Here is a 12,830-nt window from a genome sequence, read left to right as displayed (position 1 = left end):
TCAGTTCAACTCGTCTTCGTCATACTCATGAGGACCGAGGTCCGCATTGAGCGGGGCGGGATTCGCCGCATTCATTTGCGCTGCAGCGCGTACAACATTCAAGATGCCAGCGCTAAAGCCCACAAGAAGCATCACCAGCATCAGCCAGGGTGTGGTGTTTAGCAGCAGATCAAGGCCATAGCCAATCCCCGCGCCAACCAGCACCGCAGCAATGAACTCGGTTCCAAGGCGTGCTGCGCGGCCGAGGCCTTGCAGGTCTCCTTGCTTGGACCCCGACGACACTTTCGTGCCATTTGGACCCAGACCGCGGGCCTTGGCAATACGTTGTGCCAAATCCGAGGTCTCCGAGCGACCGTTGCCGCCGGTCGAACCATTTGCATTGCGCGGCATCGCCATCACCCTACTATCCTGTTCGACCATCTTGCATGATGAGGCTGCCCCTCAAAGTCGCGCGCACCATAGTGTCAGCATTCGGAGGTGTCAAGCAATGCTTATGTATCATAAGGTATTGAATTATAATGACATTTCGTCTGCCATTCAGCCTGCGGCAACGAGTCCACACTCATGGCGCGCCAAGGGGAGAGATTCTCACACCGCCTCGACCACTTCCTGAGCGGTTTTCAGGTCCACCGAAACCAGCTGGCTGACCCCGCGTTCAGCCATTGTCACACCATAAAGCCGGTCCACCCGGCTCATGCTGATCGGATTATGGGTGATGACCATAAACCGGGTCTCGGTGCGGCTGCGCATGCTGTCGAGCAGGTTGCAGAACCGCTCCACATTGGCATCGTCCAGCGGCGCATCCACTTCGTCGAGTACGCAGATCGGTGCCGGATTGGTCAGAAATACCGCAAAAATCAGGCTGAGCGCGGTCAGCGCCTGCTCGCCGCCCGACAACAGGGTCATGGTCTGCGGCTTCTTGCCCGGCGGGCGCGCGATGATTTCAAGGCCCGCTTCCAGCGGGTCATCGCTCTCCACAAAGGTAAGTTCGGCGGTGCCCCCGCCAAACAATGACGTGAAAAGCTCCTGGAAATGCCCATTGACCTTTTCAAAGGCCTCGGTCAGCCGGGCCCGGCCTTCCCGGTTCAGGCTGGAAATGCCACTGCGCAATTTGGCAATCGCCGCGATCAGGTCGTCGCGGTCGGTGATCATGGTTTCCAGCTTTTCCTTCACCTCTTCCGATTCGCGCTCGGCACCCAGGTTGACCCCGCCCAGCCGTTCGCGTTCCGATTTCAGCCGCTCCAGCTTGCGCTCAACCTGCTCTTCATTCGGCAGCGGCGCGTCAGCGCGAATGCCGCCCACTTCGGCGGTTTTGCTGGCCGGAATGGAAAGGTTCTCTTCAACGCTGCGTTCAATCTGCTGGCGCTGGGCAATAAAGCCCTTCATCCGCTCTTCCACACGGGCCAGCTCTTCGCGCGCCTTTGACAGCGCTTCGATCATGGCGCGCGCCGCCTTGTCGGTTTCCCTGTAGCTGGTTTGCGCTTCAGCCATCCGGTCCGCTGCCGCCTTGTGGTCGGCAGTTGCCGCCTCAATGTCCTCGTCCAGCGTCGTGCGCTTGGCCGCAAAACTGTCCGGCGTCGCATCAAGCGCTTTCAATTGCGCGCCGATTTCAGCCTGGCGTTTCTCAAGCGTCTCCAGCTGCGCGGCAGCGCCCGATTTGCGCCGCTCCCAGCTGGCAACATCGTTTTGTATCTGGCGCAGCCGGCTTTCGCGCAAGCGGGCGGCATTTTCATATCCACCCAGTTTAACCCGCGCCTGTTCGGCCTTGTCGCGCAGGGCCACAAGCGCGGCCTGCTGGGCTTCCGCATGGGCCTGCGCCCCGGTTTCATCGCCGGTTTCCGCAAGCCCCGTGCGGGCCTCGGCCTCCGCTGCTTCCGCTTCCGCAAGGCTGGCGGTCAGCCGCGTCTTGGCTTCTTCAAGGGCGCTCTTGCGCGAGGTGAGTTGGCTCAAGGCCTTCTGCGCCACATCAAGGCCGGTCTGGGCCGTGGCAATCGCCCGCTGCGCTTCCCGCCATCCGTCACGCGCCACGCGCTCATCCTGCTTTGCCGCATCAAGGGCGGCCAACAGCGCATCAGCCTCCGCTTTCAGTTTTTCGCGGGCATCACGTGCAGCGGTGATTTCGGTATCCAGTTCCGCCAGCCGGTTACGCTGGCTCAGCCGTTGGGCCGCCGCCGTGGGTGCATCCGCTGCCGCAACAAACCCGTCCCAGCGCCAAAGATCGCCCTCGGCGGTGACAAGGCGCTGGCCGGGCTTCAATAGCGGCATCAGTTTTGGCCCGTCAGCCTTGTCCACAAGCCCGATCTGGTTGAGGCGGCGGTTCAAAAGGGCAGGGCCGGTCACAAAGTCTGCCAGCGCTCTGGCCCCGTCCGGCAATTTCGCGTCGTCAGCGCCAGCGCCGGGTTCAGCCCAATAAAGGGGCGCGCCACTGTCCGACGCCGCTTCCAGATCATCGCCCAGCGCCGCACCCAGCGCTGTTTCATATCCGGCAGTCACTTTCAGCGCATCAACGATGGGTGGCCAGAGCGAGCCACCCTCGACATTGAGCACCCGGGCCAGCGTGGCCGCCTCGGATTCAAGCGCCGATACGCGCGTGTCCAGTTCCGCCAGCGCCGGGCGGGCCGCATCCAGCGCTGTCTGGCGCTCGGCCACAACCTGTTCGGCGGCATTGGTGGCCTGCTCGGCCGCGTCCGATGCCTGTTTGGCGGCCTCAAGCGCGCCGGTGCGTTCCGCAACCGCTTCATCGGCTTCCAGATTGGCGCGCACGCCCGTGGCCTCGGCGTCCACATCCTTGATCTGGTCTCTGAGCCGGGCGACGCGCTGCTCGGCATCGGCAAGGGTCCGGCTGGCCTGGTTGCGCCGCGCCCGCAATTGCGCCAGCGCGTCAGCCGCCTCCCGCGACAAGGCTTCCGCCTCTGTCAACGCCACGCGCACCTGTTCCGATTCCTGCCGTGCCGTGTCAGCGGCTTCCTGTTCATCGGCGGTTTCGCGGTTAAGGCTCGCTGTTTCCTCGGCATAGGTGGCAATCAGCCCCTCTGCTTCCACAACCAGCGCCCGCTCGCGTTCAGCGTCAGCGGCAATCTGTTTTTGCCGGTCTTCCAGTTCCGAGCGGCGGGCATTGGCCCGGCGCATCTCGTCTTCGAGCTGGCTGCGCAAAATGGTCAGCCGTTGCAGGGCGGCAGCGGCAGATGCCTCGGCATTGCGCAGGGGTTCCACCCGTTCATCGGCCGCTTCAAGCGCCTTTGCGGCCATCCGCTCGGCATGGGTGGCCTCGGCTAGCTGGTTGATCAGCCGGCCTTGCTGCGCTTCGGCCTCTTTTTCGGCAAAACGCGCCGCCACCCAGCGCAGGTGATAAAGCGTCGCCTCGGCCTGACGGATGTCGCCCGAAATATTGCGATAGCGGGTGGCCAGCCTTGCCTGCCGCTTCAATGTCTCAAGTTGCTGTTCCACCTGGGCAATGACATCGTCAACCCGCTCCAGGTTCTGTTCAGCCGCCCGCAAGCGCAATTCCGCCTCGTGCCGGCGCGAATGCAGGCCGGAAATGCCGGCCGCCTCTTCAAGCAGCGCCCGGCGTTGCACCGGTTTGGCGGCAATCAGCTCACCGATCTGTCCCTGCCGCACCAAAGCGGGCGAATGCGCGCCGGTCGAGGCGTCGGCAAACAGCAATTGAACGTCGCGGGCCCGCACCTCGCGGCCATTGACCCGGTAAACAGAACCGGCCTCGCGCTCGATCCGGCGGGTCACTTCAAGAATGTCGGCATTGTTGAGGGCGGCGGGGGCCGTGCGGTCGGTATTGTCGAGAACAACAGTGACTTCGGCCGTATTGCGCCCCGGCCTGTTGCCCGACCCGGAAAAAATCACATCATCCATGCCCGAGGCGCGCATGGCCTTGTAGGAGCTTTCGCCCATCACCCAGCGCAGGGCTTCCACAAGATTGGATTTGCCGCAGCCGTTTGGCCCGACGACACCCGTCAATCCCGGTTCGAGATAAAGGTCCGTCGGGTCGCAAAAGCTTTTGAAACCGGTGAGTTTGAGGCGCGTGAATTTCACCACGCACCTCCAGAAAGGAACGTGCTAGCCGAGCTGGGGATCAATTTCAGCGGCCAGATCCTCAAGCGATTTGTCTCCGGAAATCTGCTTACCATTAATATAGAACGTCGGTGTTCCCGTAAGATCGAATTCATCGAGAGCCTGCGTACGCAAGGTTTCCATCCCGGCGAACAGCTCCTGATTCGTCAAGGCAGCCTCAAAGCTTTCCTCAGTAAACCCGAGTTGCAACGCAATCGCGAGAATTGCATCCCGCGGCTTGTCCGACAATGCCCACTGCGCCTGTGTTTCAAAGAAGGTGTGCAAAATGCTCGCATAGGTCTCATTATCCTCGGCCGTTGCCGCCAGCATGAAGACGACCGCATCCAGCACATTGCGGACAAACGGCCGCATGATGAAGGTGATCTTGCCCGTGTCGATATAGTCTTGCTTCAGTGTCGGATAAACGTTCACTGCAAAGGCGGCGCAATGCGAACATGTCGGGGAGGCATATTCAATCATTGTCACCTTGGCGTCAGTGCCGCCGATCGGCCGGTCTGCCATGCCTTTAGGCGCCATGATTTTGGCGATGTCATAGGTATCGCCCTCTGCAGCGAAGGACGGGCTGAATCCAGTCAGGCTGGCAAAGGAAGCGCCAGCGGTCAGGATCATGGCATTACGGCGATTAACGGTCACTGATTAACTCCATCTCAGTTGTTTCGCTGACACTAAGCATATGCTTTGCGGCAGCAACAGGGTGAAACTTGGGCTTTCGTTCAACACCCGGTGATCAGTCTGTTCACTTAAGCAGACCATGCCCCAATCGGCGCAAGGCTTCCCTGATGCCTTCGTCCTCAACCCCGGCAATCGCTTCATTCACCGCTCGCCGGGTTTCGGGGCGTGGTTCATCACGTTTATCGCCTTTGATGCCTGAACCGGGGGTGAACGGTTCAGCGGACAATTTCACAGCCCCCACGAGCACATAGCCGAAATACCGGTTGATGGCGGCGGCCACCGCAGCCCCCTCATGCGCCAGCCCCAGCCGATGGCTTTCAGCGCAGCGCAGAAAAAGGATCGCCCCTTCCGCCCCCGCCTTGCCGCGCGGCCACATCAGCTTGTCCGGTATCGCCACCTTGTCATAGGGCACAGGCGCGATGGAGGCCCAGTTTGTAATAATGTCGCGGCTGGCAAACCCCCGTTTGCGGAACACAGGGTCAATCGCCCCGCTTATGGCTTCGCTCAGGCCCAATGTTCTGTTGGCCCGCTTGTCTTTCGGTTTCTTGTCGGCCATGGGGATGAAATCCATTCATTGCTTGCACAAAAACAAGCCTTGGCGTTTGGTGCGCGCATAATGCCTCAATCGACCGCCAGACAAAAGCCCGCAACTGCCCCGCTTAATGCCAAGGCGCTTCTCGCCTGGTATGACCGGCATGCGCGCACTTTGCCCTGGCGAACCGCACCCGCTGATCGCGCCCGTGGGGTGCGTCCCGACCCTTATCGCGTCTGGCTGAGCGAAATCATGTTGCAGCAAACCACCGTGGCAACAGTGGGTGATTATTTTCACCGGTTCACCACGCGCTGGCCAGATGTCGCAGCGCTCGCCAATGCGCCTCTTGATGATGTGCTGGTGGAATGGGCCGGGCTTGGCTATTACGCCCGCGCCCGCAACCTGCATGCCTGCGCGGTAAAGGTCGCCACTGAACTGGGCGGGGTTTTCCCCGCCACCTCCGATGGCTTGCAGGCCTTGCCCGGCATCGGCCCTTATACAGCAGCGGCAATTTCAGCGATCTGCCATGACGAACGGATAGCCGTAGTTGATGGCAATGTTGACCGGGTCATCGCCCGCTATATCGCGCTTGATGTGCCGGTGCGCGAGGACAAGCCCCGTGTGCGAACCGAGGTGCAGCGCGCCGTGCCCGAACGGGCCGGGGATTTCGCCCAGGCAATGATGGATCTTGGCGCAACCCTTTGCGCGCCCCGCGCGGCCTCCTGCATGCTGTGCCCGCTACAAGCCGGATGCATGGGCTTTGCCAGTGGCCGCCCCACCGATTTCCCGGTCAAACCGGTCAAGGCCGAACGCCCCACAAGGTTCGGCCACGCCTTTGTTTTGACCCGGCCCGATGGCGCGGTCTGGCTGCAGCAGCGGCCAGAAAAAGGCCTGCTTGCGAAAATGACGGAAGTGCCTGGCTCCCATTGGGATCATCAACCCGGCGAACCCGCCTTTCCCCTTAAAGGGAACTGGCAGAACAAGGGCCGGGTCATCCACGTCTTCACCCATTTCCGGCTCGAACTGGACGTCTGGCATCTCCAGCTGACCGGGGATATGGCCGGGTCGGACGGCTGGTGGAGTGCGCCGGAAAATCTTGGCAATGAAGCCTTGCCCAGCCTGTTCCGCAAAGTCCTCGCCATGAGCGGGATCGACGAACTGCCCGATCCAGCCGCAGAATAGAAAAAAGCCGCCGGTTGTTGGGAACCGGCGGCTTGAATAGCCTGGGAGAGTTGGAGGTCATCGTCAGGCGGAAATTTTTTCCATTTGGGCGCGAATTTCAGAGCGCAATTCGTCAATCGGCAACAGGGTATTGCCCTTTTTGAAGTGCCAGAAGGTCCAGCCATTGCAGGCTTCTGCCCCCTGAACCAGCGCCCCGACCCGGTGGATCGAACCGCTGTGCTTGTCTGCACTGAGCGAACCATCAGCGCGGACCATGGCAGAGTAACGTTTGCGCGCGTCAAAAAGTTCCGTCCCCGGCGCAATCATTCCCTGTTCGACCAGAGATCCGAAGGCGACACGCGGCGCGGCGCGCTTCGGCGTCGTCACAGAAAGCGCCTCGCCGCTCAGCGGATTCACGCTGGCAATGCGCTTCAACGCGGCGTTGATATAAACATTCTCGCGTTCGATACCGATGAAATGCCGGCCCAGCTTTTTCGCCACCGCCCCGGTTGTGCCGGTCCCAAAGAACGGATCGAGCACCACATCGCCCGGCCGGGTGGTCGCCGTCAGAATGCGATAAAGCAGCGCTTCGGGCTTCTGGGTCGGATGCACTTTTTCATCATCATCCCCCTTGAGCCGCTCAGCCCCGGTACAGATGGGAAACAGCCAGTCAGACCGCATCTGCGTGTCATCATTGGCCAGTTTCAGCGCTTCGTAATTAAATGTTACTTTGCTCTTCTGGCTGCGCGACGCCCAGATCAGCGTCTCATGCGCATTGGTAAACCGCGTGCCGCGAAAATTCGGCATCGGGTTGGCCTTGCGCCAGATCACATCGTTCAGCATCCAGAAATCGAGATTCTGCAGTGCCGTGCCAACGCGGAAAATATTGTGGTACGAGCCAATCACCCAGATCGCCCCATCCGGCTTCAGCACCCGCCGGGCCGCTTTCAGCCAGGCATTGGTGAAGGCATCATAATGGGCAAAACTGTCAAACTTGTCCCAGTCATCATCCACCGCATCAACCTTGGACTGGTCCGGGCGTGTGAGCCCCTGATCCAGCTGCAGGTTATAGGGCGGATCGGCAAAAATCAGATCAACCGAGCCCTCGGGCAGGCTGTTCATGTGATCAATGCAATCGCCCACCAGAATGGTGTCGATGGGGAGAGAGCCTTGCTCTGAACCCGGCGCTTTGACAAAGCCCGGACTACGTTCGGTACGCAACATACACTTAACCCTAACGCAATACTAACAAGGCGTTTGTACCGGCTTAGGGTTAAATCCGGCCTAAAGGTTAGGGTAAATGAAGCGTTAAGCGGAACGCGTTGCCGCCAGCACCGGTGCAAAGCTTTTGCGATGGTGATCGGTCGGCCCCAGCGCGGTGAGCGCGCTCATATGCACGGCCGTGCCATAGCCTTTGTGTTTGGCAAAGCTGAACCCGGGATGATCGCTATCCATGATCGGGCACATCCGGTCCCGCATCACCTTGGCAATAATCGAAGCCGCCGCGATGGAAACGCTGCGCCCGTCACCGCCAATCAGATAATCGGCTGGGCAGGGCAGACCTTCTGGAATATCGCGCCCGTCAATCAGCACATGGTCCGGCGTCGCAGAAAGCCCCAATACCGCCTGGCACATGCCCCAAAGCGTCGCGCCGCGAATATTGAGCAAATCGATGATTTTTGGCGGCGCGGTGATAATCGACACTTCCGCCGTCGCCATGATCGCCTCAAACAGGGCATCGCGCCTTTTCGGCGTCAGCTTTTTGGAATCATTGAGCCCTTGGGGAATATTGGCCGGGTCCAGCACCACGGCGGATACCACAACCGGCCCCGCCAGCGGCCCGCGCCCCGCTTCATCGACACCGGCAATCCGGCGCAGACCACCCGCCATCAGCGCATGTTCAATCGAGAAATCGGGACCAGGTGTCGAATCGGATTTTGCCATACCCGCACCATGCCGCTTCGCAACGGGTGGGGCCAGTCCCGGCATGCCCCTTTTCCGCCCGTCCTTTCGCTGAACCTCATCCTGAGCCCGTCAAAGGATGGACAACAAGCCCGGTGCTGAAACCCGCGTCCTTCGACAAGCTCAGGATGAGAGTTTGCAAAGTCTTCAGCGCACCCCCAACGTCATTCCCGCGCAGGCGGGAATGACAGGTGCCCCAAATCCACTAATCTAAAACAGGCTCAGCTGCTCCTGGTCCGCTCTTGGCGCCTCAAACAGGTCCGAGCGCAGGGTGGGCAGGCGCTTTTTCAGTTCATAGCGTTCGCATGCCTTCTCGAACCGCTGCCGCAACATGGTCGCATAAGGCCCTTCACCGGTCATGCGCGAGCCGAAACGCGGGTCATTGTCCCGGCCACCCCGTGTGCTGCGCACCAGCGAGAGCACATGGCGCAATTTGCCCGGATAATGCCGGAACAGCCACTCCCGGAAGACATCGCGCACCTCGCCGGGCAGGCGCAAAAGGATCATTGAGGCGGCTTGCGCCCCTTGCGCCTTGGCGGCGTCAAGAATGCGTTCCAGTTCCATATCATTGATCGCCGGCACCATCGGCGCGGCCATCACCATTGTGGGAATGCCCGCCGCAGAGAGCAGTCGCAGCGCTTCCAGCCGCCGTGCCGGGGCCGATGCACGCGGCTCCATCAGCCGCGAAAGCTTGTGATCCATCGAGGTAATGCTGATCCCCACCGAAACCAGATTGTGCTTTGCCATTTCGCTGAGAATATCGAGGTCGCGCACAACCAGCGCCGATTTGGTGACAATGCTCACCGGATGCCGGGTTTCCAGCAGCACTTCCAGAATAGAGCGCATGATCTTGTGCTTGCGTTCCGCCGGTTGATAGGGGTCGGTATTGGTGCCAATGGCAATGGGTTTCACCTTGTAGCGCGGATTGGACAATTCGCGCCGCAACAGCTCCGCCGCATTCACCTTCACATAAATTTCGCGCTCGAAATCCAGCCCCGCCGACAGGCCGAGATAGGCATGGGTCGGGCGCGCAAAACAATAAGAGCAGCCATGCTCGCACCCACGATAGGGGTTGATCGAGCGGTCAAAGCCAATATCGGGGCTGTCGTTTTTCGAAATAACCGATTTGGCTTTCTCGACATGTTCATGCGTCTCGAAAATCGGCAGCGGTTCTGCTGTGTCCCAGCCATCGTCAAATTCTTCGCGCGCTTCACGCTCGAACCGGCCAGACACGTTGTTCTGTGCCCCGCGCCCGCGATTGCGCTTGGGGTCCAGCAATATATGGCGCGTCAAATCCGCGTCCGCGCTTTTGGAAAGGCGTTCGAGCGTTTCAAAATTGGGTTGTACCGAACTGGCCATCACGTTCTCCCTGCGGTGGGTCCGCCGCCAGAATCAGGCCGCTGTTAACCGCTCGTTAGAACTAGTACGCAAATTGGAACAAAACAAGAACTTTAGTGCAAAAACCTATTTGGGGGTTACCCCGTCACGCGCCGCCAGCCGGGGCATCACCTCGACAAAATTGCACGGTTTGTGCCGGTTATCGAGCTGCGCCCGCAAAATGCCTTCCCATGCGTCCCGGCAGGCCCCCCGCGAGCCGGGCAGGCAGAACACAAAAGTGGTGCCAATCAATCCCGCCGTCGCCCGGCTTTGAATGCTCGACGTGCCGATTTTGGTTGCTGAATACTGGTGAAACAGCACCGAAAAACCGTCCATGCGCTTGTCGAACAACGGTTCCATGGCCTCAGGCGTCACATCGCGCCCGGAAAAGCCGGTGCCCCCCGTTGTCAGCACTGCGTCAATCTCGGGGTCAGCCACCCATGCCTGCACCTGCGCCCGGATCAGCTGAACATCATCGGGCACCACCGCCCGCGCCGCGCATTTGTGGCCATCCGCCTCCAGCATGGTTTTCAGCAGCGCACCGGCTGTGTCGCTTTCAAGGTCACGCGTGTCCGAAACGGCCACAACCGCGATGGTCAGCGGAATGAAGTCTTTCGACATGTCGAGTTCAGAGGTGAACATGTGCAGCGCTCCGGCAATCAGGTTTTGTCAGCCATCACTTCGTCTGTGATGTCGTCATTGTCCATATCGTTTTCATCCACATCGTCACGTTCGGGCGGAATATATTCATCCCCCGGCTCCGTCATTTCGTCGAGAACCTCGTCGGCCTCAACCTGCGGGTTGAGCACCACAGTCTGCATGGTGGCACCCTTGACGTCGACTTGCATATGGAACGGATTGCGCTCTTCCTCGGTTGCCGGTTTGCGCAGGCCGATGCGGATAACCGCGAATATGGCAACAACACCATGCACCATGGCTGTGACCAGAAACAGCCCGACCGGCGAGATCAGCGCCATCGCCATCGAGGCGAAAAGCGGGCCCGTCGCCAGCCCCACACCGAACAACAGAATAAGACTGGAGGCGATGCGCGCATATTCGCCGTCCTGCGCAAAGTCGTTCGCATGGGCGGCCGCGACCGGATAAATCGAATTCGCGCCGATCCCGTAAAGGGCAAACATCGCCCAGAGCAGCCAGCCATCACCCGGATTGAAAATCAGAAGAAAAATGCCCGAAGCCGCCGCCGCAGCGCTCACCCCAACCAGCACAATGCGCCGGTCCATCGTGTCCGACAGCCGGCCAATGGGCATTTGCCCCACCGCGCTGATCACAACCGAAAGGCTCATCAAATAGGCGATGGTGGCGCTGTCCAGCCCGATCTGAATGCCATAAACCGGGGCCAGCGTGCCAAACGCACCCCCCGCCATGCCCGCCCCAAGGGTCGCGATCACCGCAATGGGCGAGGTGCGAAACAAAAGCCCGATATCCAGCTTGGCGCGCGCCAGGGGCCGTGGCTGCGCGCTGACGGTCAGCGCCGTTGGCAATACAGCAAGGGCAAAGCCCAAAGCGCCGATGACAAATGGCAAATAGCCCTGCACACCGGTAGCCGCGATAATCATCTGTCCGGCCGTCGAGAAGGTGAAATTGGCCATCATATAGGAGGCAAACACCGTGCCGCGCCGTTCGCTGGTGGTCACTTCATTCAGCCAGCTTTCAACGATCATCGCCGCACCGGCAAAGCAGAACCCGGAAAAGGCCCTGAGCACGATCCACGAGGTCTGTTCGATAAACAGCAGGTTGAACAGGATGACCATGGAGGCCAGCGCCGCCATGACGGAAAACGAACGGATATGGCCGACACGGCTCACCATGCCCGGCACAACAAACGTGCCCGCAATATAGCCCACAGACCAGCTGGTGCCGATCAGGCCGAGCGCGAGCAGCGAAAAGCCTTCCTCGCCGCCGCGAATGGAAATGAGCAGTCCCTGCAGGCCCCCGGCAAACATCAATAGGGCGGAGCCGAGCAATAGCGCGGAGACTTTCACAATATCAGACATGAGCGCTTTCGTATTTCCGCCGGGCCCGGAGGTGTTCCCCTCAATCGGACGGCATAGATGACCAATCAGAAGACGTCCCGCGGCGGGACGTACATTCACACAAGCTAAAGCCTGTTCACTTTGAGCCGTAAAATTCAAGGGTGCGATGCACCAATGGCGTTATTGTGACGTGTTTTCGGCGTCCATGGCCTGCCGCAATGCCAGCAAATCCCGCCATGCCAATTGTTTCTGCGCCGGCTGGCGCAGCAGAAATGCCGGATGCAGGGTCGGCATCGCCCTGACCGAAAGCCCTGCTATTTCGAGCACCTGCCATTGCCCGCGCAAGCGCGAAATGGCCGTTTTGGTGTCAAACAGGGTCTGTGCGGCCGGTGCCCCGACCGTGATAATGAATTTTGGTGCCACCAAAGCAATTTGCCTGTGCAAAAACGGCAGGCAGGTCGCGATTTCCGCCGGGGTGGGGGTGCGGTTGCCGGGCGGGCGCCAAGGCACGGTATTGGCGATGTAAACCGTGTTCCGGTCGAGGCCGATGGCCGCCAGCATCCGATCGAGCAATTGGCCGGACCGCCCCACAAACGGCTTGCCCTGCAAATCCTCGTCCCGGCCCGGCGCTTCGCCAATCACCATCACATCCGCTTCGGGATTGCCGTCGGCAAATACCAGTTGCGTGGCGCGCAGTTTGAGGGCGCAACCATCGTAATTGCGCAGGCTTTCCTCAAGTGCTTCAAGTGTCTGAGCTTTTGCCGCCAGCTCACGGGCAGCTTCAGGGTCGGCATTCAGCGGCGCTGTCGGGGCTTCGGGCGGTGCGGCCTGCATGCTGGCAGGGGGCGGCACCGGGTTGCGAACGGCCGCGTCGGGCTTGTCCGCCTGCGCCTTGGCAGGTTTGATCGAACTTTTAAACCGGTCCTGAGGCAGTTCGCCGACAGCCAAATCCACACCCGCCGCCCGATACCAGTCGAGCAGCGCGAACGGATTTGCATCACTTGAGGGTCGATTTGCCATCATGATGTCTGTTATGTCACAGCCCT

Annotated in this window: 11 protein-coding genes; 1 reads left to right on the top strand and 10 read right to left on the bottom strand. The window is 60.4% G+C overall.

The annotated features are described in order from the left end of the window. From L1P08_RS07585 to L1P08_RS07570, 4 genes are all read right to left on the bottom strand, one after another. Positions 1 to 396, bottom strand: a complete 396-nt coding sequence (locus L1P08_RS07585; protein ID WP_303619394.1) for an AtpZ/AtpI family protein — start codon at positions 394 to 396, stop codon at positions 1 to 3. A 192-nt stretch (positions 397 to 588) separates the two neighbouring features. Continuing rightward, a complete protein-coding gene (gene smc, locus L1P08_RS07580) occupies positions 589 to 4,047 on the bottom strand; it encodes a chromosome segregation protein SMC (RefSeq protein ID WP_303619393.1) in 3,459 nt (1,152 codons plus the stop codon). 24 nt (positions 4,048 to 4,071) lie between these two features. Continuing rightward, complete coding sequence (locus tag L1P08_RS07575; protein WP_303619392.1) at positions 4,072 to 4,719, bottom strand: thioredoxin domain-containing protein; 648 nt, start codon at positions 4,717 to 4,719, stop codon at positions 4,072 to 4,074. A 103-nt stretch (positions 4,720 to 4,822) separates the two neighbouring features. Continuing rightward, positions 4,823 to 5,314 carry a DUF721 domain-containing protein gene (locus L1P08_RS07570; protein ID WP_303619391.1) on the bottom strand — a complete coding sequence of 164 codons (492 nt, stop codon included), beginning with the start codon at positions 5,312 to 5,314 and terminating at the stop codon, positions 4,823 to 4,825. Positions 5,315 to 5,374: 60 nt separating this feature from the next. Between L1P08_RS07570 and mutY the strand changes: the two genes are divergently transcribed. Next, complete coding sequence (mutY, locus tag L1P08_RS07565) at positions 5,375 to 6,472, top strand: A/G-specific adenine glycosylase (RefSeq protein ID WP_303619390.1); 1,098 nt, start codon at positions 5,375 to 5,377, stop codon at positions 6,470 to 6,472. 63 nt (positions 6,473 to 6,535) lie between these two features. On the opposite strand, the gene L1P08_RS07560 is transcribed toward mutY, so the two are convergent. The 6 genes from L1P08_RS07560 to L1P08_RS07535 all read right to left on the bottom strand — a co-directional run bounded on the left by L1P08_RS07560 (position 6,536) and on the right by L1P08_RS07535 (position 12,807). Next, a complete protein-coding gene (locus tag L1P08_RS07560) occupies positions 6,536 to 7,675 on the bottom strand; it encodes a site-specific DNA-methyltransferase (RefSeq protein WP_303619389.1) in 1,140 nt (379 codons plus the stop codon). A gap of 84 nt (positions 7,676 to 7,759) precedes the next feature. Then, positions 7,760 to 8,440, bottom strand: a complete 681-nt coding sequence (gene rnhB / locus L1P08_RS07555; RefSeq protein WP_303619388.1) for a ribonuclease HII — start codon at positions 8,438 to 8,440, stop codon at positions 7,760 to 7,762. 183 nt (positions 8,441 to 8,623) lie between these two features. Next, the gene (locus tag L1P08_RS07550; RefSeq protein WP_303619387.1) at positions 8,624 to 9,772 is read right to left on the bottom strand and encodes a PA0069 family radical SAM protein; all 1,149 of its coding nucleotides are present in this window, start codon (positions 9,770 to 9,772) and stop codon (positions 8,624 to 8,626) included. Between the two features lie 105 nt (positions 9,773 to 9,877). Then, complete coding sequence (gene moaB / locus L1P08_RS07545) at positions 9,878 to 10,432, bottom strand: molybdenum cofactor biosynthesis protein B (protein WP_303619386.1); 555 nt, start codon at positions 10,430 to 10,432, stop codon at positions 9,878 to 9,880. A 17-nt stretch (positions 10,433 to 10,449) separates the two neighbouring features. Next, on the bottom strand, positions 10,450 to 11,805 hold the full coding sequence (locus L1P08_RS07540; RefSeq protein ID WP_303619385.1) for an MFS transporter: 1,356 nt from the start codon (positions 11,803 to 11,805) through the stop codon (positions 10,450 to 10,452). A 159-nt stretch (positions 11,806 to 11,964) separates the two neighbouring features. Beyond that, positions 11,965 to 12,807, bottom strand: a complete 843-nt coding sequence (locus L1P08_RS07535; RefSeq protein WP_368077130.1) for a uracil-DNA glycosylase — start codon at positions 12,805 to 12,807, stop codon at positions 11,965 to 11,967. Positions 12,808 to 12,830 lie beyond the last annotated feature (23 nt).

The organism is Mariluticola halotolerans, assembly GCF_021611515.1.
Classification (GTDB): Bacteria; Pseudomonadota; Alphaproteobacteria; order Rhizobiales; family Devosiaceae; genus Mariluticola; species Mariluticola halotolerans.
The sequence above is the reverse complement of the archived record's forward strand: the minus strand, read 5'-3'. Positions and strand labels throughout refer to the sequence as shown.